At 54.3% G+C, this 26,689-nt stretch carries 24 protein-coding genes and 1 other RNA gene; 6 read left to right on the forward strand and 19 right to left on the reverse strand.

Annotated elements, in window-relative coordinates; translation table 11 throughout:
- Positions 1-3: 3 nt before the first annotated feature.
- The 12 genes from AACU55_RS03440 to AACU55_RS03495 form a co-directional block, all read right to left on the reverse strand.
- Positions 4-993 (reverse strand): ABC transporter permease, encoded by a 990-nt coding sequence (locus tag AACU55_RS03440; protein ID WP_013576776.1) that lies wholly within the window; start codon positions 991-993, stop codon positions 4-6.
- Positions 986-2,518 carry a sugar ABC transporter ATP-binding protein gene (locus AACU55_RS03445; protein ID WP_134706659.1) on the reverse strand — a complete coding sequence of 511 codons (1,533 nt, stop codon included), beginning with the start codon at positions 2,516-2,518 and terminating at the stop codon, positions 986-988. Before AACU55_RS03445 ends, AACU55_RS03440 begins: the two co-directional genes overlap by 8 nt.
- 2 nt (positions 2,519-2,520) lie before the next feature.
- On the reverse strand, positions 2,521-3,507 hold the full coding sequence (locus AACU55_RS03450; RefSeq protein ID WP_013576778.1) for a substrate-binding domain-containing protein: 987 nt from the start codon (positions 3,505-3,507) through the stop codon (positions 2,521-2,523).
- 18 nt (positions 3,508-3,525) lie between these two features.
- Complete coding sequence (locus tag AACU55_RS03455) at positions 3,526-4,383, reverse strand: DeoR/GlpR family DNA-binding transcription regulator (RefSeq protein ID WP_013576779.1); 858 nt, start codon at positions 4,381-4,383, stop codon at positions 3,526-3,528.
- Positions 4,384-4,714: 331 nt separating this feature from the next.
- Positions 4,715-5,458 carry an SDR family oxidoreductase gene (locus AACU55_RS03460; RefSeq protein ID WP_134706660.1) on the reverse strand — a complete coding sequence of 248 codons (744 nt, stop codon included), beginning with the start codon at positions 5,456-5,458 and terminating at the stop codon, positions 4,715-4,717.
- Positions 5,459-5,709: 251 nt separating this feature from the next.
- Entirely contained in the window at positions 5,710-8,583 is a 2,874-nt protein-coding gene (gene gcvP / locus AACU55_RS03465; protein WP_013576781.1) for an aminomethyl-transferring glycine dehydrogenase, read from the reverse strand.
- A gap of 109 nt (positions 8,584-8,692) precedes the next feature.
- The gene (gcvH, locus tag AACU55_RS03470; protein ID WP_037036686.1) at positions 8,693-9,079 is read right to left on the reverse strand and encodes a glycine cleavage system protein GcvH; all 387 of its coding nucleotides are present in this window, start codon (positions 9,077-9,079) and stop codon (positions 8,693-8,695) included.
- 62 nt (positions 9,080-9,141) lie between these two features.
- Positions 9,142-10,239 (reverse strand): glycine cleavage system aminomethyltransferase GcvT, encoded by a 1,098-nt coding sequence (gcvT, locus tag AACU55_RS03475; protein ID WP_013576783.1) that lies wholly within the window; start codon positions 10,237-10,239, stop codon positions 9,142-9,144.
- Positions 10,240-10,559: 320 nt separating this feature from the next.
- On the reverse strand, positions 10,560-11,786 hold the full coding sequence (gene ubiI, locus AACU55_RS03480) for an FAD-dependent 2-octaprenylphenol hydroxylase (protein WP_037036684.1): 1,227 nt from the start codon (positions 11,784-11,786) through the stop codon (positions 10,560-10,562).
- A 17-nt stretch (positions 11,787-11,803) separates the two neighbouring features.
- Positions 11,804-12,982 carry a 2-octaprenyl-6-methoxyphenyl hydroxylase gene (ubiH, locus tag AACU55_RS03485; RefSeq protein WP_134706661.1) on the reverse strand — a complete coding sequence of 393 codons (1,179 nt, stop codon included), beginning with the start codon at positions 12,980-12,982 and terminating at the stop codon, positions 11,804-11,806.
- 1 nt (position 12,983) lies between these two features.
- Positions 12,984-14,300, reverse strand: coding sequence for a Xaa-Pro aminopeptidase (gene pepP, locus AACU55_RS03490; protein WP_013576786.1), 1,317 nt, complete (start codon positions 14,298-14,300; stop codon positions 12,984-12,986).
- Positions 14,301-14,358: 58 nt separating this feature from the next.
- Entirely contained in the window at positions 14,359-14,931 is a 573-nt protein-coding gene (locus tag AACU55_RS03495; protein ID WP_015690331.1) for a YecA/YgfB family protein, read from the reverse strand.
- Between the two features lie 253 nt (positions 14,932-15,184).
- On the opposite strand from AACU55_RS03495, the gene zapA reads away from it, so the two are divergent.
- From zapA to asr, 4 genes are all read left to right on the forward strand, one after another.
- On the forward strand, positions 15,185-15,514 hold the full coding sequence (gene zapA, locus AACU55_RS03500; RefSeq protein WP_013576788.1) for a cell division protein ZapA: 330 nt from the start codon (positions 15,185-15,187) through the stop codon (positions 15,512-15,514).
- 47 nt (positions 15,515-15,561) lie between these two features.
- Positions 15,562-15,745, forward strand: a non-coding RNA gene (gene ssrS / locus AACU55_RS03505) — 6S RNA.
- 39 nt (positions 15,746-15,784) lie between these two features.
- Entirely contained in the window at positions 15,785-16,381 is a 597-nt protein-coding gene (locus AACU55_RS03510) for a 5-formyltetrahydrofolate cyclo-ligase (protein WP_037036679.1), read from the forward strand.
- Between the two features lie 271 nt (positions 16,382-16,652).
- Complete coding sequence (gene asr / locus AACU55_RS03515; protein ID WP_013576790.1) at positions 16,653-17,063, forward strand: acid resistance repetitive basic protein Asr; 411 nt, start codon at positions 16,653-16,655, stop codon at positions 17,061-17,063.
- 311 nt (positions 17,064-17,374) lie between these two features.
- On the opposite strand, the gene serA is transcribed toward asr, so the two are convergent.
- Positions 17,375-18,613, reverse strand: a complete 1,239-nt coding sequence (gene serA, locus AACU55_RS03520) for a phosphoglycerate dehydrogenase (protein ID WP_037036675.1) — start codon at positions 18,611-18,613, stop codon at positions 17,375-17,377.
- Positions 18,614-18,963: 350 nt separating this feature from the next.
- On the reverse strand, positions 18,964-19,626 hold the full coding sequence (rpiA, locus tag AACU55_RS03525) for a ribose-5-phosphate isomerase RpiA (protein WP_013576792.1): 663 nt from the start codon (positions 19,624-19,626) through the stop codon (positions 18,964-18,966).
- A 227-nt stretch (positions 19,627-19,853) separates the two neighbouring features.
- On the opposite strand from rpiA, the gene AACU55_RS03530 reads away from it, so the two are divergent.
- Positions 19,854-20,756 carry a LysR family transcriptional regulator ArgP gene (locus AACU55_RS03530; RefSeq protein WP_013576793.1) on the forward strand — a complete coding sequence of 301 codons (903 nt, stop codon included), beginning with the start codon at positions 19,854-19,856 and terminating at the stop codon, positions 20,754-20,756.
- Positions 20,757-20,784: 28 nt separating this feature from the next.
- On the opposite strand, the gene AACU55_RS03535 is transcribed toward AACU55_RS03530, so the two are convergent.
- Positions 20,785-21,693, reverse strand: a complete 909-nt coding sequence (locus AACU55_RS03535; protein WP_134706662.1) for a LysR family transcriptional regulator — start codon at positions 21,691-21,693, stop codon at positions 20,785-20,787.
- A gap of 106 nt (positions 21,694-21,799) precedes the next feature.
- Here AACU55_RS03535 and AACU55_RS03540 point away from each other — a divergent pair, with 106 nt between their 5' ends.
- A complete protein-coding gene (locus AACU55_RS03540; protein ID WP_037036671.1) occupies positions 21,800-22,642 on the forward strand; it encodes an SDR family oxidoreductase in 843 nt (280 codons plus the stop codon).
- Between the two features lie 57 nt (positions 22,643-22,699).
- On the opposite strand, the gene AACU55_RS03545 is transcribed toward AACU55_RS03540, so the two are convergent.
- From AACU55_RS03545 to AACU55_RS03560, 4 genes are all read right to left on the reverse strand, one after another.
- Complete coding sequence (locus AACU55_RS03545) at positions 22,700-23,446, reverse strand: oxidative stress defense protein (protein ID WP_013576796.1); 747 nt, start codon at positions 23,444-23,446, stop codon at positions 22,700-22,702.
- 103 nt (positions 23,447-23,549) lie between these two features.
- On the reverse strand, positions 23,550-24,167 hold the full coding sequence (gene argO / locus AACU55_RS03550) for an arginine exporter ArgO (RefSeq protein WP_037036668.1): 618 nt from the start codon (positions 24,165-24,167) through the stop codon (positions 23,550-23,552).
- A gap of 181 nt (positions 24,168-24,348) precedes the next feature.
- On the reverse strand, positions 24,349-25,236 hold the full coding sequence (mscS, locus tag AACU55_RS03555) for a small-conductance mechanosensitive channel MscS (protein ID WP_013576798.1): 888 nt from the start codon (positions 25,234-25,236) through the stop codon (positions 24,349-24,351).
- Between the two features lie 136 nt (positions 25,237-25,372).
- Positions 25,373-26,641 (reverse strand): MFS transporter, encoded by a 1,269-nt coding sequence (locus AACU55_RS03560; RefSeq protein WP_134706663.1) that lies wholly within the window; start codon positions 26,639-26,641, stop codon positions 25,373-25,375.
- Positions 26,642-26,689 lie beyond the last annotated feature (48 nt).

Genomic DNA, 26,689 nt, shown 5'->3' on the forward strand with positions numbered 1-26,689 from the left:
TCCTCAGGCGAAGCCGACTTCGGTTTCTTTGCGTTTCTTGTAATGGGTGACGGTAATGGCCGCGACGATCACCACGCCGATAACGATGTTCATGAAGTAACTGGAAACGCCGATCAGGTTGAGGCCGTTTTTCAGCACGCCAATCAGGAACACGCCCATCAGGGTGCCGACCACGCTGCCTTTGCCGCCGTTGAGGCTGGCACCGCCGAGCACTGCTGCCGCCAGTACATCCAGCTCGCCGCCGACCAGTGCATTCGGCACCACTTCACCGACGCGATACACCTGCACCAGCCCGCCAATCGCCGCCATCGCGCCGAGATAACCGTAGGCAAAAAGATGCAGCAAACCGACGCGAATACCGATACGGCGCGCGGATTCCTGATCACCGCCGACGGCAAATAACTGGCGTCCGAGATGGGTTTTGTTAAGCAGGATCCAGCTCAGCCCGGCGACTGCCAGCATCACCACCACCGGCAATCCAATCTGATAATGCTGTTCGCCGACGCTGAACGGCAGCACACGGATTGGCGTCGTCAGCCAGTCCGGCAGGTCATACAGACTGGTGCCGTTGGTCAGCCACATCAGCATGCCAAACAGCAGCGACTGCATACTGATGGTGACGATGATCGACACGATGCGCAGGCAGTAGATCAGAATCGCGTTGATCATCCCGAGCACCGTGCCGATGGCGACCGCCAGTAAAATGCTGCCGGTCGGGCTGCTCAGGCCGTAGTGAATCGCCAGCGTGGCGATGAGGTACTGCACGACAGAAGCCACGGCGGCGAACGAAATATCGATTCCGCCGGTGACCAGCACCACGAACAGGCCGAGGGCAAAGATGCCGCTGACGGCGTAGCTTTCGGTCAGATCCAGCAGGTTCTGTAAAGTCAGAAACTGGTTGGTGAGTAAGGAAAAGGTGACGATCACCACCAGCAATACCCAGGCTAAGTAACCTTCGTTGCTGGACGGGCGTAACCGGCTGAGCTTAAGCATTGACCGCCTCCGCAAGTTGTTGCTGGGTAATCGCGCCCGGCAGATATTCGCCAACCACCGTGCCTTCACTGAAATGCAGCACGCGGTCACAGTTGAAATAGACTTCCGGCACTTCGTCGGAAATCAGCAGGATGGAAATCCCCTCTTCCGCCAGCTGATGGATCAACTGATAAATGCTGGCTTTCGCACCGACATCGACGCCGACCGTTGGCGAATCGAGGATCAGGATTTTCGGCTGCGTCAGCACCCATTTCGCGAGGACGATCTTTTGCTGATTACCGCCGGAAAGGGTGGAAATCGCCTGTTCAGGACTGGCGACTTTGACGCCGAGTTTTTCGATCCACTGCTGGATGATCTTGTTTTTGCGGTATTCGTCGATCAGATGAAAACGGCTGCGCAGCTGATCCATGATCGCCAGCACGGTGTTGTCGCCCACCGATTGTTGCTGGATCAGGCCGAGCGTCAGGCGATCTTCCGACACATAACCGACGCCGGATTTGATCGCGTCTTCATGGCTGCGAAAACGCACCGGCTTACTGTCGAGGTAGATTTTGCCGCTGTCAGGTTTGGTCATGCCGAACAGACTGAGTGCCAGTTCGGTGCGGCCCGATCCTAGCAGCCCGCATAAACCGAGCACTTCTCCGGCATGCAGTTTGAAACTGACGTCGTGATACTGGCCTGCGCGGCTGAGTTTGTCGGTTTCCAGCATGATGCGTTCGTCATTCATGTTGGCGGCTTTCAGGCGGTAATCGAGTTTCAGGCCGGTCATCAGTTCGGTCAGGCGTTCGCTGCTGACTTCAGAGGCCGGGAATGTGCCGACCTTTTTGCCGTCACGGATCACCGTGACGCTGTCGGAAATCTCCAGCACTTCATCGAGGCGATGGCTGACGAACACCACGCTGATGCCTTTGCTTTTCAGATAATGCACGGTGCGCAGCAGCTGATTCACTTCGGTGCGGGTCAGCGAGGCAGTCGGCTCATCCATAATCACTAACCGCACATCGGCGACCAGCGCACGGCAAATCGCCACCTGCTGGCGCTGGGCAATCGGCAGCGCCGAGACTTTGCTGTCGAGATCCAGCGTGTAATTCAGTTCAGTCAGAATGCGCTGCGCGGTTTCCCGCAGGCGTGACGGACGATACCAGCCCATCAGCCCTTGTAAGTTGTGGTCGAAGGCGATGTTCTCGAACACGCTGAGGTTCGGGAACAGCGACAAGTCCTGATAAATCACCTGCACGCCAAACTGACGTGCCTGATCCGGAGAGAGTTTGCTGAAACTCTGGCTGCCCTGCGACGGCGAACTGAGCGTGATCTGGCAACCGTTATCCGGCTGATAAACCCCCGAGATCACTTTGATCAACGTACTTTTCCCGCAGCCGTTGGTGCCCGCCAGGCAGTGAACTTCGCCCTGCATCAGCCGCAGGGAAATGTCGTTGAGTGCACGCTGCCCGCCAAACGTCACCGACAGGTTTTGCACATCAATCAGCGGCGCGTTCTCTGTTTGAATGATCTCGGAGATTGCCATGATTACAGCCCCATTTTGACCAGTTTCGGCAGGTTAGCTTTGTCCAGGCTTTCGGTTTCGTTGCCCAGAATGGTGTGCGTTGCTTCATCGACTTTCACTTTGCCCATGCCTTCAATGGTCATGCCGTCAGTGATTTTTTCGCCTTTCTCCAGCTTCTCGGCGATGCGCACAAAGACTTCACCCGCGACCATCGGGTTCCAGATAAAGCCGCCTTTGATGGCCCCGGCTTTCACCAGACTGGCGCCCTGACCCGGACTGAATGGCCCGAACACACAGATGTCGTCAGTTTTGCCACGGTTAAGCACCGCGCGGCCTGCGCCAATCGGGCCTTGCGAGCCGATCGCCAGAATGCCTTTCAGGTTGGCGTCTTTGGACATCAGGTCGTTGGTGGTACGGATGCTGTCATCAAGGGATTCGCCGACACCAAATTTGTCACCGACCAGATGCATATCCGGATAATGTTCTTTCTGGTAATTGATGGCGGCATCAGCCCATTTCTGATGGAGCGGCACGGTAAGACTTCCGACATACACCGCATAGTCGCCCTTCTCTTTCATGCACTGCGCCAGCGCGATCATGTGATTAATGCCATGCTGCGTGGCATCGACCATTTCGAAATCCCAGTCGGCATATTTCTGATCCGGCGATTCATGCACGATGACTTTGATCCCGGCGTCGTGAGCGCGTTTCAGTACCGGCTCCAGCACGCGGGCGTCGTTGGGCACCACGCCGATCACATCCACTTTCTGGGCGATCAGATCTTCAATCGCACGCACCTGTAACGCCGGATCCGCGCTGGTCGGCCCGACCTGCCACGCGTCGATCCCGCGTTTGGCCGCTTCGCTTTTGATCCCGGCTTCCATCGCGTTGAACCAGGCGTTACCGCCGACTTTCACCACCACGCCCATGCGAATTTTGTCGGCGGCGTGCGCAGACAGGGACAACATGGCTGTGGCGAACAGGCAGGCAAGAACGGATTTCTTGATCATGTTTACTCTCCTGGGAGGTCAGTTATGTGCCGCAGCTAACGGGCCGTTGCGGCTGTTTTTAGTTTTTTTCTGTAGGGGTGACGGAGAAACTTCAATCACGTTAACGTTGCTCCAGGCCAGTTCCTGGCGGAATTCTTCATCCTCCAGATGGTCTGTTATCAGTGTGTCGATTTCCCGGTAGTGGCAGATCCGCGCAAAAGAGCGGCGGCCGAATTTGCTGGAGTCAGCCAGCAAAATTTTGTGCTCGGAGGAAAGCAGCATTTGCTGTTTCAGCCGTGCGTGATGTTCATTGCTTTCACGGATGCCGCCTTCGTGGCTGATACCGTGACAGGAGAAAAACAGTTTGTTGATGACGAACTCTTTCAGCATTTGTTCGGCCAGCACACCGACAAAATCTTCGTATTTCGCCGAGTATTCGCCGCCCAGTCCGATCACCCGCACGTTAGCTTTCACCGCCAGCGTCTGAATGATGTGCACCGAGTTGGTCAGCACCACCAGCTGAATGTCAGGCAACTGGCGCGCCAGAAACCAGCTGCTGGAACTGCTGTCGAGCAGCAGGCAATCGCCGGGATTGATCAGCTGTAACGCCCGTTTGGCGATACGCGTTTTGCTGTCCGGTGACTGATTGCTGCGGTCACGAAAGGATTCACCCTGTTCAATCTGCGACGGCACATAGGTTTTTTCTGCCGCCGAATGTTCTTTAAACACCGCGCCGCCATGGCTGCGTAACAGCACGCCACGCTTTTCCAGCAGCGCCAGATCCCGCCGCGCGGTTTCCAGCGAGATGCGGCATAACTGCGCCACTTCCTGCACAAGAATGCGTCCGCGCTGGCTGAGAATTTCGGTGATATATCGATGTCGCTCTACTGGCAGCATGTGGTGATTCCTCTTTCCCGATGTCAAATAGGATACGCAGCCGGATGTTTATGGAATGCGCAGTGCCTCAAAGGCGACTGTGCGCATTTTTTGCCACAATCGTCCTGTGATAGTTGTCACGAAAAGGTGAGAAAAGATGAAATGTTAAAGTTTGGATCTGTGGTGGGAACGGCATTAAATCGTCATTTGCGTTGCAACAGAACAGCAACAGATTTGCAAACGGTCACAATTCCTCGTGCAATTTAATGACCGTTAATGACCGTTTGTGTGGATTTGACCGTTTTGGGGGAGTGAACGGGGAGCGAACCCCGCTATCGATGATTTACGCTGACTATCTGCCGCCAGCCAGATCGAGAAAGCTGCCGGTGGCGTAAGAGGCGGAATCCGACAGCAACCAGGCAATCGCCTGTGCGACTTCTTCCGGCTGACCGCCGCGCTGCATCGGCAGATTGGCTTTCACGCGATCGACACGCCCCGGCTCACCGCCACTGGCATGCATTTCGGTGTAGATCAGACCCGGACGCACACAGTTAACGCGGATACCGTACGCCGCCACTTCCAGCGCCAGACCGGTTGTCAGGGTATCCACCGCACCTTTCGATGCCGCGTAATCGACATATTCACCCGGCGCACCTAAACGGGAAGCCGCCGAGGACACATTCACAATCGCCCCGCCCTTTCCGCCATGCCGGTGTGACATGATTTTCACCGCCTCGCGGCAGCACAGGAAATACCCGGTCACGTTAGTCGTCAGCACTTTGTTGATACGTGCAGCAGAGAGATTTTCAATGGTGGTCTGCTGGAACAAAATCCCGGCATTATTCACCAGCGCGGTGATCGGGCCGAGTTCGGCGCTCAACTGTTTGAACATCGCGACAACCTGCGCTTCATCGGCAATATCAGCCTTCAGCGCGATGGCTTTGCCACCAGCCTGATGGATTTCATCGATGACAGATTGCGCTGCGGTTTCGTTATTCACGTAATTCACACCGACGGCGTAACCCTGCTGCGCAAGAAGAAGAGCCGTTGCACGGCCGATGCCGCGACTGGCGCCGGTGACGAGAGCGATTTTCATGAGTGTAAGATTCCATTGGGGGAAATGAGGAAAGTGTAGGAGAAACAGAAAGAAAGGGGAATTTGGCTTAGCTCCTCCCCCTGCGAAGGGGGAGGCCGGGAGGGGGTTTTAAGGACTAACACTTTGACAAAGCTAACTTTAATTTTTGGATTCTGACCTTAATACCCCACCCCAACCCTCCCCTTCGCAGGGGAGGGAGCAGCCCGAGTTTTTTACTCCTCACCCTTCTCAGCGAGGAGCAGATCGGCGTCTTACTCGTAATCTGACATCGGTACACACGAACAGAACAAATTCCTGTCCCCGTACACGTCATCCAGACGTTTCACCGTCGGCCAGTACTTGTTGTCGTAACCGGCCGGGAATACCGCGACTTCGCGGGTGTACGGATGGTTCCAGTCGCTGACCAGCTCGTTCTGCACGTGCGGTGCATTCACCAGCGGGTTGTCTGCCAGCGGCCATTCGCCTTGCGCCACGCGGTCGATTTCACTGCGGATCGCCAGCAGCGCATCAATGAAGCGATCCAGTTCCACTTTGCTTTCTGATTCGGTTGGTTCAACCATCAGCGTACCGGCCACCGGGAAGGACATGGTCGGCGCGTGGAATCCGTAGTCGATCAGACGCTTGGCGATATCCATTTCGCTGATACCGGTCGTCTCTTTCAGCGGACGAATATCCAGAATGCATTCGTGCGCCACACGACCATCACGGCCGGTATACAGCACCGGATACGCGTCTTTCAGACGGGTCGCGATGTAGTTCGCATTCAGAATTGCCACCTGGCTGGCTTGTTTCAGACCTTCCGCGCCCATCATGCGGATATACATCCAGCTGATTGGCAGGATGGAAGCACTGCCGAACGGTGCCGCAGAAACCGCGCCGTTTTGCGTCAGCACGCCGTCAATCTGCACCACACTGTGACCCGGAACGAACGGCGCCAGATGCGCTTTCACACCAATCGGGCCCATGCCAGGACCGCCGCCGCCGTGCGGAATACAGAAGGTTTTATGCAGGTTAAGGTGCGAGACGTCCGCGCCGATGTAACCCGGCGTGGTAATGCCGACCTGTGCGTTCATGTTCGCGCCGTCGAGGTAAACCTGACCGCCGTACTGATGCACAATCTGGCAAACTTCGCGGATAGTTTCTTCGTAAACGCCGTGCGTTGAAGGGTACGTCACCATGATACAAGACAGCTCATCGCCCGCTTTCGCCGCTTTTTCACGCAGGTCACTCAGATCGATGTTGCCCTGTTTGTCACACGCGACCACTACGACGGTCATGCTCGCCATCTGCGCGGAAGCCGGGTTGGTGCCGTGCGCTGAACTTGGGATCAGGCAGATGTGACGGCCGCTTTCGTTACGGCTTTCGTGGTAACGACGGATGGCCAGCAGACCCGCGTATTCGCCCTGCGCGCCGGAGTTTGGCTGCATGCAAACTGCGTCGTAACCGGTGAGCTGAACCAGCCATTGTGACAACTGACCAATCATCTGCTGATAACCGCCAGCCTGTTCTGTCGGACAGAACGGGTGCAGATCGGCAAATTCCGGCCAGGTTATCGGGATCATTTCTGCCGCAGCGTTCAGTTTCATGGTGCAGGAACCCAGCGGGATCATGGCCTGATTCAGCGCCAGATCTTTTTTCTCCAGACGGTGCATATAACGCATCATCTCGGTTTCGCTGTGGTACTGGTTGAATACCGGATGGGTCAGGATCGGATCCACACGCAGCATCGCCGCAGGAATAGAGTTGCTGTCGGTCGATGCCGCCTTGTCCAGCTTGTCGATATCCAGACCATTGTCGTCACCCAGCAGGGCAGCGAACAGAACCTGAACGTCTTCGCGGGACGTGGCTTCGTCGAGGGTGATACCGACTGCGCCGTGAATGTCAGTACGCAGGTTCAGACCGAAACTCAGTGCGCGTTCCAGCACAGCGGCTTTGTCTTTGACTTCAACAGTCAGCGTGTCAAACCAGGTGTTATGACGCAGCGTCAGGCCACCCTGTTTCAGGCCAGCGGCCAGAATGTCGGTCAGACGGTGAATACGTGACGCAATGCGTTTCAGGCCTTCTGGACCGTGGAATACCGCATACAGACTGGCAATATTCGCCAGTAAAACCTGCGAGGTACAAATGTTGGAGTTGGCTTTTTCGCGGCGGATATGTTGCTCGCGGGTCTGCATCGCCATACGCAGTGCAGTTTTGCCTGCGGCATCACGGGAAACCCCGATGATACGGCCCGGCATGGAACGTTTGAATTCGTCTACACAGGCGAAGAATGCCGCGTGCGGGCCGCCGTAGCCCATCGGCACACCAAAGCGTTGCGCGGAACCGAAGACCACGTCTGCGCCCTGCTTGCCCGGTGCAGCCAGCAACACCAGCGCCATAATGTCAGCGGCGACGCTGGTAATAATTTTGCGGGATTTCAGTTCGCCCAGCAGCGCGGTGTAATCGTGAACTTCACCGGTGGTGCCAACCTGCTGCAACAGCACGCCGAACACGCCTTCCAGCTCGAGCACTTTTTCGGCTTTATCAACGATGATGTCAAAACCGAAGGTTTCCGCACGGGTACGCACCACATCCAGCGTTTGCGGATGCACGTCGTCTGCCACGAAGAAACGGTTGGCATCTTTGAGTTTGCTGGCACGTTTTGCCAGCGCCATCGCTTCAGCTGCGGCAGTCGCTTCATCAAGCAAAGAAGCAGAAGCCAGATCCAGCCCCGTTAAGTCTAAAGTCAGTTGCTGGAAGTTCAGCAGCGCTTCAAGACGGCCCTGTGATACTTCCGGCTGATACGGCGTGTACGCGGTGTACCAGCCCGGATTTTCCAGCATATTGCGCTGGATAACCGGCGGTGTCAGCACCGCGCTGTAACCCATACCGATGTAGGATTTATAGCGTTGATTCTGGCTGGCAATGGCTTTCAGCTCAGCCAGCGCCTGATGTTCCGTGACGGCATCACCGACAGCCGGCGGGCCTGGTAACTGGATATCGACCGGAACGATCTGCTGGATCAGCGCATTTAAAGAATCCGCACCGACCGTTTCCAGCATCTGTTGCTGCTGCTGAGAAGACGGACCGATGTGGCGGCCGATAAAGGCTTCGCTGTGTTCGAGTTGGCTGAGAGTCTGAGTCATTTGCTACGCATTCCTGAAATCTGCTGGAGGTGTCTTGGGATACTGACAAAAGCTACGGGTCTGGAACTGCCCCGCAAGCGGTTTGCGGGGCGGGTAATGCAATGTGTAATTACTCGTCGATGGACGCTGAGTAGGCTTCTGCATCAAGCAGCTTAGCCAGTTCGCTTTCGTCTGACGCTTTAATCTGGAACAGGAAACCGGTGCCGTATGGCTCGCTGTTGACCAGCTCCGGAGAACCTTCCAGTTCGCCGTTAACTGCAACGATTTCGCCGCTAATTGGAGAGTAAATATCTGACGCCGCTTTGACGGATTCAGCCACGGCGCAGTCTTCACCGGCGGCAACTTCACGGCCGACTTCTGGCAGATCAACGAAAACCATATCGCCCAGTAACTCCTGTGCGTGTTCGGTGATGCCTACGGTATAAACGCCGTTGCCTTCTGAACGTATCCACTCGTGGGAGGATGCGTATTTCAAATCTGCTGGAACATTGCTCATGTTACTTTCTCCAAAAAAGTGCTTAATTCAGCGTTAACCGGATAATTTTTATCACGAATTCGTTACTGCACCAGCGGTTTGCCGTTACGGACAAAACCGGGTTTGGTGACTTTTACCGGCATTTCACGGTTGCGGATCTGCACAATGGCATTTTCGCCAATGCCTGCCGGAACGCGTGCCAGTGCAATACTGTAGCCCAGCGTCGGAGAGAATGACCCGCTGGTGATCACGCCTTCCAGCGTGTTGCCCGCGCTGTCGGTGAATCGCACCGGCAGTTCGTTACGCAATACACCTTTCTCGGTCATCACCAGGCCGACCAGCTGTTCGGTGCCCTGCTCGCGCTGTCTTTCCAGTGCGTCACGGCCAATAAAGTGACGGTCTTCCGGCGCCCACGCGATGGTCCAGCCCATGTTGGCCGCCAGCGGCGAAACGCCTTCGTCCATTTCCTGACCGTAGAGATTCATACCGGCTTCCAGACGCAGCGTGTCGCGCGCGCCCAGACCGGCGGGCTTCACGCCTGCTGCCAGCAATTTCTGCCAGAAATCCGCCACCTGCTCTTGCGGCAGCGCGATTTCATAACCCGCTTCGCCGGTATAACCGGTTGTCGCGATAAACAGGTCGCCGGACTGCACGCCAAAGAACGGCTTCATGCCCGCGACAGCTTGTTTTTGCCCGGCGGTAAACAAGGTTTCCGCTTTTTCTTTCGCCTGCGGCCCCTGTACAGCGACCAGCGCCAGATCATCACGCACCGTCAGTTCAACGGCGTACGGTTCTGCATGCTGCGAAATCCATGCCAGATCTTTCTCGCGGGTTGCGGAGTTAACCACCAGACGGAAATAATTTTCGTTGAGGAAGTAAACAATCAGGTCGTCGATCACGCCGCCGGACGCATTGAGCATACCGGTATAGAGCGCTTTGCCGGGAACGGTGAGTTTGGCGACATCGTTCGCCAGCAGGTAACGGAGGAATTCACGGGTACGGGCACCGTGGAGATCGACAATGGTCATGTGCGAGACGTCAAACATACCGGCATCCTGACGCACGATGTGGTGTTCATCCAGTTGGGAGCCGTAATGCAGAGGCATCATCCAGCCGTGGAAATCGACCATACGCGCACCGCACGCAACATGTTGTTCATAAAGCTGAGTCTGCTTAACCATCTTATTCCCCATGACGAAAAGGCTGCCTGAAAGTTGAAAATGACAGGGAGCGCAAACGATACCCTTGCTCGAACTTACCACTGAATCTCCCTGCTAACCATAAGTTAAAATATGCAGAGCGGAACGAATGTCAGTGATCTCACAAGGGCATTGTGCAGAGTTTTTGACTGGCAAACTGGGGTTTATGGCGCAAAATCTACAAATAAACATCAAAAGTATCGATGTTATATAACGACAAGGCCGGATTTCTCACCATTTGCAGAATGAGAAATCCGGCCCCGAATTAGAAAATGTAATGGAAAAATTGAGCTAAAATTAGATTATTTCAATCGAAGCGAATCGTCCCGTAACCATTCCGGTAAATCATTCAGCCCCATTGCCTGGCGGACCAGTTTCGGCTTCACGCCCGGCAGGGAATCCGCCAGCGTCAGGCCAATATCACGCAGCAGTTTTTTGGCCGGATTGTCACCGGCAAACAGTTCGCGGAAGCCCTGCATCCCGGCAAGCATCAGCGCAGCGCTGTGTTTACGACGACGCTCGTAACGACGCAGGTACATGTGCTGGCCGAAATCTTTGCCTTCTTTTTGCAGGCGTTTGATTTCGGAGGCCAGTTCTGCGGCATCCATAAAACCTAAGTTGACACCCTGCCCGGCCAGCGGATGCACGGTGTGTGCCGCATCGCCCACCAGCGCCAGACGTTGTCCGGCAAAACTGCGGGCATAACGGCCGGTCAGCGGGAAGGTCACGCGCTCGCTTTCTACGGTACAAATACCCAGACGCAGGTCAAAGGTGCTGGCGAGGATTTTGTTGAACTCTTCCGGCTCAAGCGCACTCAGGCGCTGCGCTTCATCCGGTGACACTGACCAGACGATAGAAGACAGATGTGCATCTGCCAGCGGCAGAAATGCCAGAATACCTTCGCCGTGGAATACCTGCCTTGCGACAGACTGGTGCGGTTTTTCAGTGCGTATGGTCGCCACCAGTGCATGATGGCGATAATCCCAGAAGGTCAGCGGAATATCGGCGTGCTTACGCAGCCACGACTGTGCGCCATCCGCGCCGACCACTAAACGCGCGCTGAGCTGGCGATCATCATTAAGGGTGATAAACGCTTCGTTTTCGCCCCAAGCTACATTCTTCAATGTGGCTGGTGCGAGCAACGTGATGTCGGAAGATTTTTCCGCACGTTGCCACAAGGCGCGGTGGATCACCTGATTTTCAATAATATGACCCAGATGGCTGAAACCGTATTCTTCACCGCGGAACGCGATTTTGCCGAAGCTGTCGCGATCCCAGACTTCCATCCCCTGATAGGCATTGGCACGCTGCGCAATAATGTTGTCCCAGACGCCGATATATTTCAGCAGACGTTCACTGGCAGCATTGATCGCTGAAACCCGCAAGCCAGGCTGTGCCGGCAATGGCGTATCAAGATCCGGCTGCTGATTTTCCAGCACGGCAACACGCAGACCGCTGCCCTGTAATCCGCACGCCAGCGCCAGACCAACCATTCCGCCACCGGCGATAACCACATCAAAAGATTGCATAATTTTTCCTGTAGGGATTAACGGTCAACCCAACCTAACGTTCTGCGAGTGAAAGCATCGCGTAATGGCGTAATGCCTTCCATCGCCAGTAAACCGAGATTGCGCCCGACCATTAACGGCAGCCAGCGGTTGGCAAAGAGGTGGATCAAACCATCGGTAACGCCGACGGTTGCCTGCTGATCGGGCTGACGGCGCTGCTGATATTCACTCAGCACGCGGTAACTGCCGACATCGGCACCTTGTGCAGCAGCATTAGCCAGTGTTTCCGCCAGCGTCATGACGTCACGCAGACCGAGGTTAAAACCCTGTCCGGCAATCGGATGCAGCGTTTGCGACGCGTTGCCAACCAGCGCCAGACGGTGGCTGATGTGACTATTGGCTTGCTGTAATTGCAGCGGATAACTGAACCGTTTACCGGCCTGTTTCATGGTACCCAGCCGCCAGCCGAAGGCTTTTTGCAGCTCACTGAGGAACTGTGCTTCAGTCCAGTTATCGATCTCGCCTTTCGCTTCGCGCGGATGGCACCAGACCAGTGAACTGCGGCCATCGGACATCGGCAGCAGTGCCAGCGGACCGTGTTGGGTGAAACGCTCGAAAGCACGATTGTTGTGCGGCTCGCTGGTCGCCACGTTGGCGATGACGGCAATCTGGCCATAATCTTCACGCTGCCAGCCAATATTGCAGGCTTTTGCCAGCGAAGAATGCGAACCGTCAGCGGCCACCAAAAGCTGTGCTGTCAGCGTTTGACCGCTGTCTAGCGTCACGCTGGCGGAATCTTGTGAACGCGCGACATCCATAACTTTCGCCGGACAATGCAGCGTGACGCCGGGTGCATTTTTCAGCAACGCAAACAGACGTTTGCCAACTTCATGCAGCTCAACCACCTGCCCCAGCGCCTCAACGCCATAATGCGCGGCATTGAGATTCACAAAGGCCGCGTGACCACGATCGCTGACATGGATATCACGGATTGGCGTGGCGATTGCCGCCAGGGCAGACCAGATCCCCACCCGCGATAATTGCTGGCAGGTTCCCTGCGCCAGTGCAATCGAGCGGGCATCAAAACCCGGGTGTCCGTGATGTTCCGGCGCAGTGGCTTCCACCAGATGCACCGCCAAACGTCCCTGCGTCAGCGAAGAAATCGCCAGCGCCAGCGTGGCACCGGTCATGCCGCCGCCAACAATTACGATGCTCATATTATTTCTTTGCCGCCGCCATTAACGCTTCAATATCATCGGCTTCTTTCACCACATCGCCGGTCAGAATTTCAATACCGGTGGTGGTGATCAGAATGTCGTCTTCAATACGGATACCGATGCCGCGGTATGCTTCCGGTACGTCGGCATCCGGCGCGATATACAGACCCGGTTCAACGGTCAGCACCATGCCCGGCTCCAGCGTACGGCTGCGATCCACTGAGCCATAATGGCCGACATCATGAACGTCCAGCCCCAGCCAGTGGGAAAGACCGTGCATGAAGAACTGGCGGTGTGCCTGCTCCGCGTAAAGGGTTTCAACGTCACCTTTCATCACGCCCAGTTTGACCAGACCTTCAATCATCACGCGAACTGCGGCTTCGGTCGCGGCCTGAATGCTGCTGCCCGGCCCGAACACTTCCAGCGCTTTATATTCTGACGCCAGCACGATGTCGTAGATTTCGCGCTGCGCTTTGCTGAATTTGCCGTTCACCGGGAACGTGCGGGTGATATCACCCGCATAACCCTGATATTCACAACCGGCGTCGATCAGCACTAAATCGCCGTCACGCAGTTCACATTCGTTTTCGGTGTAATGCAGGATGCAGCCGTTTTCGCCGCCGCCCACAATGGTGTTATAGGAAGGATAACGTGCACCGTGACGGGTGAATTCGTGATGAATCTCGCCTTCAAGCTGATATTCGAACATGCCCGGACGGCATTTTTCCATCGCACGGGTATGGGCCAGCGCGGTGATGTGTCCGGCGCGGCGCATAACGGCAATCTCTTCAGCCGATTTGAACAGGCGCATGTCATGCACCCACGGACGCCAGTCGGTGACAGTGGCCGGGGCCGAGAGATTCTGACGGAAGCCTTTGCGCAGTTTTTCCATGGCACGGTTAACGATTTCATCCGCATAGGCGTAATCGCCCTGTGCGTGATACAGCACGTCGAGACCGTTAAGCAGCAGATGAAGCTGATCGTTGATATCATCAAAAGGCAGCGCTTTGGTCACGCCAAGCCTGGCGGGCGCGGCTTCCTGACCTAAACGACGACCAAACCAGATTTCAGCGGTGAGATCACGGACGCGGTTAAACAGGACGCTGTGGTTATGATTTTCATCACTTTTCACCAGGATCAATACCGCTTCCGGCTCATTGAAACCGGTGAAGTACCAGAAATCACTGCTCTGACGATACGGGTATTCACTGTCGGCACTGCGTGGTGCTTCGGGCGCAGAAAAAATTACCGCAGCACTTCCCGGGGCCATCTTCGCTAACAGCGCCTGACGACGATTCTCGTACTCTTGCTGAGTCATCACCTTCTCCTGAAATCGTTTTAATGAGTGCAATCAGTTTATGTAATGCAATGTACCATCAATGCAAAGTACGGTGATTTTCCGCAGCCGTCGGGCGGCTGTGGCCAAATTCACCAAAGCACAGAATGGCGGCAACACGGACGTACTCCACCACTTCCTCTAAAGATTGCGCCAGTTGTTCCTGATCTTCATCTTCGTCGTAGCCCAGTTGCGCGATGCTGCGCAAATCGTCGATCGCTTCACCGACTTCGCCTTTCACTTTGGCGAGTTTTGGCTGCATCATGCCCAGGCCAAGCAGGAAATGGTTAACCCATCCGGCCAGCGCATCGGCACGCTCAAAGATGTGTTTTTCATCGTCGGGCATCAACATTTTGAATTCGAAGCTGTCATCTTCGAGAGTGTCTGACGTCACTTTGCGCAATTGTTGTAGCAAATCTGCCAGCGTGTGCGGGAAGGCCATACCTTCGTTAGTCAGATCATGCACCATCGTCAGCCAGCTGCCGTCGCGATTGCCACCGCACAGCAAACCACTGATCAAACCGTGCATTTCTGCTGCGGTCAAAGCAACCGATTGTTGTTTCAGGTTTTGATCCAACGAATCGTAAGTAGGGTAAGTATTCTCTATAGACATGCGCATTCGCCATCGTTGGCAGGTTAAGTTCGTGTTATGCTACCACCAAGGTCTGTCGTAGTACCAGATTAGCAGCCCGTGATGGGGTGGTCTTAGACATGAATGGCACGCTCTGAACAATCGGGCAGCAGTCAGCCGGTCATGGGGTTGTAACCTGGTATTGAGATAGTTATAGTGGCGCCCGCTTCCAACATCCTGCGCCAGGTCGTAGTGGTCACGTTGGGGCGGACGAATAAATCAGCAGGAAGGTGGCATGTCTGCACAACCGGTAGATATTCAAATTTTTGGTCGCTCTTTACGGGTGAATTGTCCGCCAGAACAACAGGAAGCACTGAATCTGGCAGCTGAAGATCTTAATCAGCGGTTGCAAGATCTGAAAGTTCGCACTAGAGTCACCAATACGGAGCAACTGGTATTCATCGCGGCATTGAACGTATGTCACGAACTTGCTCAGGAAAGGTTGAAAACGCGCGACTACGCATCCAATATGGAACAACGTATACGGATGTTGCAACAAACCATCGAGCAGGCATTGCTCGAACAAGGCCGGATCTCTGAACGTGAAGGGGCGCCTTTCGAATAACACACGTTGCTGACTGACTGGTCACAGGTCGTCAGAAACGGTAAAAAATTTCTCTGAGATGTTCGCCAGCGGGCCCGTCCCCTGAGCCGATAATTAGTACCAACAGAATGTGATGATCCGTAATCGGTGCGCATGCTCGGTCCGTCCGAGAAGCCTAAAGATTGCGACAGCACGTTCACCTTGAACCATGGGTTCAAGGGTTACAGCCTGCGACGGCATCTCGGAGATTCCCCTTTCTTTTTGGTACATCCCTTTCTGGTGTTTGTATCTATGCCCTACACGCCGCTTTTTGCTTCTGCCCGACAAACCATCCGCAGTGAAATACGCCAACGCAGAAATACGCTGACCGCTGAACAGCAAACTCATTTTGCGCTGCAGGCTGCAGAACGCGTTGCAACCCATCCGAAAATTCAGTCCGCCACTTCAGTCTCCCTGTTTCTGTCCTTTGATGGTGAGCTGGATACCGCACCGTTGATCGCCCGTTTGTGGAACGAAGGCAAACAGCTTTGTCTGCCAGTGCTGCACCCTTTCTCGCCGGGTAATCTGCTTTTTCTGCGTTATACGCCCGATACGACGCTGGTGCGCAACCGGCTCAACATTCTTGAGCCACAACTGGATGTCACGCAGGTGATCCCGCTGGCGCAGCTGGATATCATCCTGACGCCGCTGGTGGCGTTCGACAGTGCGGGGCAACGTTTAGGTATGGGTGGTGGCTTTTATGACCGCACACTTGAGCGCTGGAAAGAAGGCGGGCCGTATCCGATCGGATTAGCGCACGATTGTCAGCATGTCGATGCTTTACCGGTGGAACACTGGGATGTGCCTTTACCTGAGGTCATCACGCCTGGAAAAGTGTGGAGATGGTGATGCCAGACGATATAAATCCACGGTAAGCAGAGTGCCAGCCAGAAATAGAAAGCACACCTCATAAGTATGTTGTAACTAAGCTTGGAACCCGCACCTCTCCCTCGCTTTTTAAAACCCCAACCAATTGAAATTGATAATACTTTATCTTTATACATACCGTTACACGCCGAAACCAATCACTCACGGACAGCAAGGTTTGTCACGCCTATTATTCTCACATCGGCCCCGCAGTGGGGTAGACACACAAACCAAGATCCCTGAGGAATTAAAGATGAAAAAAGTATTAGCTCTGGTTGTAGCCGCTGCAATGGGCCTGTCTTCTGTCGCTTTCGCTGCTGAAACTACCGCAACGCCGGCACCTGCTGCTACCACAACCACCGCAGCTCCGGCTCATGCCACTAAGCATAAAGCACACAAGAAACCTGTTCAGAAAGCGCAAGCTGCCAAGAAACACAAAAAAGCCGCTAAAAAAGCACCAGTCGCTCAGAAGGCGCAGGCGGCTAAGAAACACGTGAAACACGCTAAAAAAGCGGCACCTGTTGCTCAGAAAGCGCAGGCGGCTAAGAAGCACGTGAAACACGCTAAGAAAGCTGCTCCTGTTGCTCAGAAGGCGCAGGCGGCTAAAAAGCACGTGAAACATGCTAAGAAAGCTGCTCCGGCTAAAGCAACTCCGGCAGCATAAGAAGTCACTAAGAAGTCTTTGTGAACGAATCTGTTCACTCTTATCAAGACTGAAAAATTTAACACCCGGTTCGCCGGGTGTTTTTTTCTCCGTTTTCTGCCCTGAGGTACTGACAGATGATGCTGCGCCGCTACCTGTTCGAAATCACTTTTTCATCAATGATCCTCTGCGGTCTGATTACCCTGTCCTTTTACTTCTGACGTTTTGATCCCCCCTTTATTCCCTCTGCAGACATTTTTTAACGCCCTGATGCCATAAAACAAAAAACCGCCTTTCGGCGGTTGGTATTTTGTCTGTTTCAGAAAGGCTTATCAGTAAAGCAAACGGGCACGAATGGTTCCCGGAATCGCCTTCATCAGTTGCAGCGCGGTAGTCAGCGTATTGATATCCGTTTCTGCATCAATCACCACATAACCGATTTCTGGACTGGTTTGCAGGTACTGCGCAGCAATGTTGATGCCCTGTTCCGCAAAAATCTGGTTGATGCTGGTCAGCACACCCGGACGGTTTTCATGGATATGCAGCAGACGGCTGGCTTTCTCGGTATGCGCTGGCAGAGACGCTTCCGGGAAGTTAACCGCTGACAGTGTAGAACCGTTGTCAGAGTATTTCGCCAGTTTGCCTGCCACTTCGAGGCCGATACCTTCCTGCGCTTCCATCGTCGAACCGCCGATGTGCGGCGTCAGCAATACGTTGTCGAATTCACACAGCGGAGAATTGAACGGGTCACTGTTAGTCGCCGGTTCTTCCGGGAAGACGTCGATAGCCGCACCGGAAAGATGTTTGTTACGCAGCGCATTGCACAGAGCAGGAATGTCGATCACGGTACCGCGTGAGGCGTTGATTAACAACGCGCCAGGCTTCATCTGCGCCAGCTGCACTTCAGAAATCATGTCTTTGGTTCCGGCTGTTTCCGGCACATGCAGCGTGACCACGTCGCTGGTATTGAGCAATTCTTCCAGTGTGGCAATCGGCTGCGCGTTGCCCAAAGGCAGTTTGCTTTCGATGTCATAATAGAAGACGCGCATCCCCAGGCTTTCCGCCAGAATCCCCAGCTGCGTGCCAATGTGGCCGTAACCGATGATACCCAGACGCTTGCCGCGCGCTTCGAATGAACCGACCGCCAGCTTGTTCCAGACACCACGGTGCGCTTTCGCATTCGCTTCAGGAATGCCGCGCATCATCAGCAACATCTCGCCCAGCACCATTTCCGCAACCGAACGGGTGTTGGAGAAGGGTGCGTTAAAGACCGGAATACCGCGACGGGTCGCAGCTTTCAGATCTACCTGATTGGTGCCGATACAGAAACACCCAACAGCCACCAGTTTTTCGGCTGCCTGGAACACTTCTTCAGTCAGCTGAGTACGCGATCGGAGTCCAACAAAGTGCGCATCACGGATCGATTCTTTCAGCGATTGCGTGTCTAAAGCACCTTTGTGAAATTCAATATTGGTGTAACCCGCGGCACGGAGTGTATCAACCGCACTTTGGTGGACGCCTTCCACTAACAAAAATTTAATCTTGTCTTTCTCAAGTGATACTTTTGCCATTTCCCGACCCTATATTTTTCTGGCTGAATTCGAACTGCAAGATGACTGCTCACAGTCAACATAACAAAAAATCCGCCATCATCAATACAAACGATTGCCTGCCCCCCAGCAGAAGGCTCAGCACGCCTGCCGGTTTTTAGCATTTCATGCTGGTTCAATTTTACTGTGCCAGACGTTCAGGAGGAGAAATACAGAAATGTGACATAAGTCACCAAATTAAAGCCTTTGAAGAAAAGATGATTCAGTCAGAAAATTATCATCTTCATAACATTGCGTTATGACAGTGCAATGACGAGGCTTAGGCTGGCTGCCTTGCCCTAAAGCAGCCAGATCTTCTGCTTATATTCTGATTACTTCAGTTTGACGGTTTTGACACCTTCAGAAGTCCCGACCAGCGCCACGTCAGCACCCCGGTTGGCGAACAGGCCGACAGTCACAACACCGGCAATACTGTTGATCTTATTTTCCATCGCGACGGCATCAAGAATGTTCAGGTTATGCACATCAAGGATCACATTGCCATTGTCTGTCAGCACATTCTGGCGGTATTCCGGCAGGCCGCCGAGTTTAACCAGTTCACGCGCAACATAAGAGCGCGCCATTGGGATCACTTCCACCGGCAGCGGGAATTTACCCAGCACATCAACCTGCTTGGAAGCATCCACGATACAGATGAATTTTTTGGCAATCGCGGCAATGATTTTTTCGCGGGTCAGCGCAGCGCCCCCCCCTTTGATCATCTGCATCGAGCCGTTGATTTCATCCGCGCCATCGACATACACATCCAGCGAATCCACTTCATTGCTGTCGAAAACATGAATACCCAGACTCTTCAGTTTTGCGGTAGAAGCATCGGAGCTTGAAACCGCACCTTCAATCTGGCCTTTGATGGAACCCAGTGCATCAATGAAATGTGCGGCGGTGGATCCGGTACCGACACCGACAATGGTGCCCGGCGTGACGTAATCCAGTGCGGCCCAGCCGACTGCTTTTTTCAATTCTTCCTGCGTCATAATGGCTTCTCTGTCTGATAACACGTAAGTGGCGTGAATAGTTCGGTGGAACGAAGAGTGCCGGTGATTATAAAGCATGTCCCGGCAATTTGGATAAACAACACCGCAGCCAGATCACACTTATTAAGTGCAATTGTGCTGCAAACACAAAGATTTTCCTCACCACAAATCCTGACAATCTGTGGCATAGTGTTCGGATAAAATTAAATCTAAGGGACAGAACTCCGATGAAACGCCCGGACTATAGAACGCTGCAGGCACTGGACGCGGTGATCCGTGAGCGCGGTTTTGAGCGCGCAGCGCAGAAGCTTTGCATCACACAATCGGCCGTCTCTCAGCGCATCAAGCAACTGGAAAATTTGTTCGGCCAGCCGCTGCTGGTTCGTACCGTTCCACCCCGGCCGACTGAACAGGGACAGAAATTACTGGCCTTGTTACATCAGGTGGAATTACTGGAAGAAGAGTGGCTTGGCAGTGACAGCAACAATGAAAGCAATGATACACCTCTGCTGCTTTCACTGGCGGTCAATGCCGACAGTCTGGCAACCTGGCTGTTACCGGCGCTGAAATCAGTGCTGGTTGATTCCCCTATCCGCCTGAATTTACAGGTGGAAGATGAAACGCGCACGCAGGAACGTCTGCGTCGTGGTGAAGTGGTGGGCGCGGTAAGTATTCAGCCCCAGCCACTGCCGAGCTGTCTGGTGGATCAGCTTGGTGCGCTGGACTATTTGTTTGTGGGTTCGAAACCTTTTGCTGATCGCTATTTCCCGAACGGCGTTACCCGCTCCGCCTTGCTGAAAGCGCCTGCGGTAGCGTTTGACCATCTGGACGATATGCATCAGGCCTTCCTGCAACAGAACTTCGATTTATCGCCGGGCAGCGTGCCGTGCCACATCGTTAACTCGTCGGAAGCCTTTGTGCAACTGGCCCGTCAGGGCACCACCTGCTGCATGATCCCGCATCTGCAAATCGAGAAAGAGTTGGAAAGCGGCGAGCTGATCGACCTGACGCCCGGCCTGTTCCAGCGCCGTATGCTTTACTGGCACCGTTTTGCGCCCGAAAGCCGCATGATGCGTAAAGTCACCGATGCACTGATCGCCCACGGACATCAGGTGTTGCGTCAGGACTGACAGAATTATCCGGCGTGAAAAGCGGCGTTTAATCGCTTTTCTCCCGGACCATCTCGATCAATGCCCGCAGGCTCGCGGGCACATGCCGGTTGCCCGCGAAGTAGAGAAACAAACCGGGGATTGGCGGGCACCAGTCTTCCAGCACTGCGATTAGCCGCCCTTCTTTCAGCGCAACCTGCGCATAATCTTCAGGAACATACGCGATCCCCAGCCCGTCCTGTGCGGCCTCAATCATCAGTTGCGTATTATCCAGCGTCAGATTTCCCGGCACGTCCACCGCCACTTCCTGTCCGCGTTTGTGGAACTCCCAGCGATAGCGTTTTCCGCTGGGCAGGCGCTGACGCAGACACTGATGGCGGGCGAGATCATCCGGCGTTTCAGGGGCGGGATGCGCCGCAAGATAATCCGGCGAAGCCACGGCCAGAAAGCGCATGTCGGGGCTGAGTCGCACGGCGATCATGTCCCGTGGAACCGCTTCTCCCAGCCGGATCCCTGCGTCAAACCCTTCCCCGACAATATCCACCAGCTTTCCTTCCGCCACCAGATCCAGCGCCACACCGGGATAACGCGCCATGAATTGCGGCACAATATTGCGCAACAACAAGCGGATAGCGCCCTCGCTGCCGTTGATACGTAATTCACCCGTCAGCCGCCCCGGCTCGCCCGCCACGTCTTCCAGCGCCGCATCAAGCCCGTTCATCAGCGGATTAATCCGTTTCAGCAGGCGTTCACCCGTTTCGGTCAGTGACACACTGCGCGTCGTGCGGTGCAAAAGGCGTGCGCAAAGACGATCTTCAAGCCCGCGCATAATATGGCTGAGCGAGGATCGGGTAATGCCCAAAAGATCGGCGGCGCGGCGGAAACTGCGATGTTCAGCAACGGCCATAAAGGCCCTGAGTTCTGCCAGGGTCGGTTTGCTCAATAATGGTTTGCTCATTGGTGTGGAATATTCACCTGTTCATGCGGGTTATTGGGTATTAACGCAACAATAGTATTGCCCTACCCTGAATGTCTGGCAACTTCTGCAACAGAGGCATTTGATAATGGCAAAGACATGGTTTATTACCGGCACATCGACCGGCCTTGGACGCCTGCTCACTGAACAGCTACTTGAGCGCGGTGACCGGGTGATCGCCACCTTACGCAAGCCGGGTGCGCTTGACGCCTTACAGGCGATCTATGGCGATCAGTTGCATAGCATCACGCTCGACGTCACAGACACTCCGGCAATCAGAGCAGCCGTTGCCGGCGCATTCACTAAGATGGGACGTATTGATGTCGTGGTCAGCAATGCCGGTTATGGCCTGTTCGGCGCAGGCGAAGAAACCAGTGACGAACAAATCGACAGGCAGATCGCCACTAACCTGGTGGGTTCGATCCAGCTTATCCGCGCCGTTTTACCCTACCTGCGCGGACAAGGTGGCGGCCGGATTGTGCAGGTTTCATCGGAAGGCGGACAGATCGCTTATCCCAACTTCAGTCTTTATCATGCGACCAAATGGGGGATTGAAGGGTTTGTCGAATCCGTTGCGCAGGAAGTGGCACCGTTTGGCATTGATTTCCTGATCGTGGAACCCGGCCCGACCAGCACAGAATTTGGCGCCGGGCTGGATCATGCAACGCCCTTGCCGTGCTACGAAAAGACACCCGCCGGTGAGGTACGCCGGGCGATTGCATCCGGTGATTTCGCCATTAAAGGTGACGCGGTAAATACTGTCCGGGCGATGATCACCGCTGCCGATGCCGTCAGTCCGCCACTACGTCTGGCGCTGGGCAGTACCGCTTATGCCTCGATCAGCCAGGCGCTGACAGAAAGATTGCGGGTGCTGGAAGCACAGAAACAGGTGACCTTTTCAGCCGATAAAGAAGTCCGACAGGCAACATAAAAGGTCAGAAACAAAAAACCCGCCGGAGCGGGTTTTTTCATTTTTACAGAATCATTCTTACTGAGCCGGGGCTGGTGCAGGTGCCTGAGGCTGCAATTCGAATACCACATCGACCTGATCGTCGAAATGAATACTTTGCTGCTCGTAGGTTTGCGCGACATCGCTCTGCCCTGCGGCTTCGGCGGTTTTATACATACGCGCCACCGGCATCGGCTGGTAGTTAGCAACGTGATAACGAATGCTGTAAACCGGCCCCAGTTTGGTATGGAAACCTTCGGCCAGCGATTTTGCCTGCTGCGTGGCGTTTTCAATCGCTTTCTGACGCGCTTCATCACGGAATTTATCCGGATTGGCGACGCCCAGTTCAACCGCACGCACTTCATTCAGGCCGGATTTCAGCGCGCCATCCAGCAGTTCATTCAGTTTGTCGAGCTGACGCAAAGTTACCTGAACCTGACGCACGGCGCGGTAGCCCTTGAGCTGTGACGTGCCATCTTTCAGGTAGTTATATTCCGGCTGAGTACGCAGGTTGGCCGCATTGATATCTTTTTTCTCAATGCCGTTTTTCTGCAGGAAAGCAAAGTACTCTGCCACGCGTTCATCAGCCTGCTTCTTGGCGCTGGCTGAATCGTTCGCCGACACGCTGACTTCAATCGCCAGCGTCGCGATATCCGGCGTGGCATCCACGCTTGCGGTGCCTGACGTCACGACGTGCGGCCCGGCAGGTAATTCTGCCGCCTGTAACGCCAGCGGTAATGTCCCTAATCCCAACATCGCTGCTACAGCCAATGCTTTCAGTTTCACAGTGCCTCCATTAATCATCAAAGATCTGGCAATAGATAGGTCAAACAATCTGCGAAACCGTAGCATAATCCGTTACAACAGAAACTAAGATTAGTGACAAAACTCAAAATACCCCGGTCTGACGCGCCAGTTGTATTGCAATTCCCCACATAATTGCACCGACGATAAAGTTGATGACGCGCTGCACTTTGCCGGTATTCAGCCAGGGCGCGAGCATGGCGGCGAGGATCGCAAGCCCGAAGAACCACATCACTGACGCACTGACCGCGCCGAGCGCAAACCACGAACGCTCATCATGGCTCAGGCTGCCGCCCAGACTGCCGAGCACCACGAAAGTATCGAGATAAACGTGCGGATTCAGCCAGGTGACCGCCAGCATGCTGACCACGATTTTCCAGCGGCTTTGCTTCGCCACTTCGGCCTGCGCCAGTTCGGGATTTTTGCTGAAGGCAGTACGAAACGCGCCCCAGCCATACCAGAGTAAAAACGCCACGCCGCCCCAGCTCACCAGCATCAGTAAGGTCGGGGATTTGCTCAGCAGCGCGCTGCCGCCAAAGATACCGCCACAAATCAGCGCAATGTCGCTCAGGGCGCACAAACCGGCGATCATCAGATGATACTGACGACGGATGCCCTGATTCATCACAAATGCATTCTGCGGGCCAATGGGTAAAATCATCGCGGCGCTCATCGCCAGTCCTTGCAGGAAAATAGCCAGCATGGGATATCCTTCAGAGAGTGAATAACAGAGATTGCGCGCAGTGTAAGGGCTTAGCCGGTATAAGAGGAAATGGATATTTCTAATCGGTCATTAGACTGGCTTATCAGTGGCAGGATGATATTTCAGGCATGAAAAAGGCGCCCGCAGGCGCCTGAGAAAATCTGAATCCGGGAAGCATACTTTATTCGAAAGTGCGTCGTTCTTCCTGCTGGTTGCCCGCCGCATTCGCCACCTGATACAGGTGAACATCCATCTGCGGATACGCAATATTGATATTGTTTTTATCCAGCGCGCGTTTGAACGATTCCAGCAGATCCCATTTCACGTTCTGTGCATCACCGTTGCTGGTCCAGGCGTACACAATGAAATTCAGGGTTGAAGCTGCCATTTCGTTGAGGCGAACCACGACGTCTTTATCTTTCAAAACGCGCTGATCGGCTGTGATGATATCGGTCAGGATCGTTTTCACCAGATCGATGTCAGAGTCATAACCCACGCCCACCGTCAGCTCGATACGGCTGGTCGGTTCGCGTGAATTATTGATGATGTTACCGGCGATGATTTTACCATTCGGCACCACAATGATTTTGTTGTCCGGCGTACGCAGGGTAGTGGAAAAAATTTGTACCTGAGTGACGGTACCGGCCACGCCGCCGAGATCGACATATTCACCGGCACGAAACGGACGGAAGATCACCAGCAAAACGCCGGCCGCAAAGTTGGACAGCGACCCCTGTAATGCCAGACCGACGGCCAGACCGGCGGCACCGATGACGGCGATCACGGACGTGGTTTGCACGCCAATCCGCCCCAGAACCGCAATCAGCGTGAACGCGATAATCGCGTAACGCACCATGGCGGAAAGGAAGTCGGAAACGGTGATGTCAATACCACGAACTTTTAAGACCCGGCTGACGGCACCGGAAACGACACGGGCGATAATCATCCCCACAATCAGAATGAAGATCGCTGCCACAATATTCACCGCGTAATGAAGCAGTAACGCCTGGTTTCTCACCAACCAGTTGCCAGCATTATTGATGCTGCCCACAACGTTTAAATCATCCATTTAAAGTACCCCAAAATTACACCCTCACGGGCTGCAAGAAACCAAAGCTGCCCCGTTTAACGAGGCAGCAAGTGTTCTGTAAGGTTAACTAACAATGCGATGAAGTGCCAATTTCGCAGCAAAGAGTTCAGATAAATTAAGAATTTGCGTGGCTGTTTTTTAACGGTTCAGGGGTTTTGAATGCCTGAAGGGGGCCGCGGCCGCTCAGCGTAAAGGCTGCGATCACCGTGAAGGTCAGCGCGACGACTCCGAGGATCAGATAGGTGCCGTGGAAACCGATTCGGTCATACATGTTGCCCGCGAAAACGGACATAAAGATGATCGCCACCTGTTTGAAGAAGCAGAACGTCACCAGATAAATCGTCGCCGAGAAACGCACTTCAAATACTGAGGTGATGTACTTGAAGCAACCGACAATCAGGAACGGCACCTCAAACATGTGCAAGGTTTTCAGCACCACCACTTCCAGCGGCGATGACGCGAAAGACGAGCCGATGATGCGCACTGACATGATGGTACCGGCCAGCAGCAAAGCATTCTTGCCACCAATGCGGTTCACTATCAGCGGTGCGAAAAACATGATGCTGGCGTTGAGCAGTTCGCCCATCGTGGTCACATAGCCAAAGACGCGCGTCCCTTCAGAAGATGACGTGAAGAAGGAGGTAAAGAAGTTGGCAAACTGCTGATCGAACACGTCGTACGTACAGGAAACACCGATGACGTACAGCGCCAGGAACCACAGCTTCTTGTCTTTCAGCAGTTCGAGGGCGAGTTTGAGATTGAACGGTTTGCTGTTCGCCCCCAGTTCGTTGGCCACGCGCGCGCTGGACGTGACTTCCGGTTTGGCGATCAGCAACAGGATGGCTAGGATCACCGCACAGCCGGAGCCGAGCCAGAACACAAATTCATTGTTGATGGTAAACATGATGCCGACCACCGATGCGCAAAGCGCCCAGCCGACACAACCGAACATACGTGCACGGCCAAATTCAAAGCTGCTGCGACGGCTGACTTTCTCGATATAGGCTTCAATCGCAGGCGCACCGGCGTTGTAAATCAGGCCAAGGTAAATCCCGCCCACCACCGAACCGAGATAGATATTAATTTTCAGTAACGGCCCAAACACGTAGATAAAGAATGGCGCAAACAGGATCAGCATGCCGGTGATGATCCACAGCAAATGCTTTTTCAGCCCCAGTTTATCCGCCAGTAAACCAAACACCGGCTGGAACAACAGTGAGAACAGCGAAATGCTGGCGAAGATAATGCCGGTGTCGCTTTTGCTGATCTGATTAATATCATGCAGCCAGATCGGGAAGAACGGGAAGTAGGCACCCATGATGAAAAAGTAAAAGAAGAAGAACAGCCCGAACATCCAAAAGTTAGTATTTTTCAGGTAATACATAAGCATTTTCCTTACGTCTGAATATCGCGCCGCCGGGGATTAACACGG

This window comes from Rahnella sp. CJA17(1/100) (genome assembly GCF_963881615.1).
Taxonomy (GTDB): domain Bacteria; phylum Pseudomonadota; class Gammaproteobacteria; order Enterobacterales; family Enterobacteriaceae; genus Rahnella; species Rahnella aceris.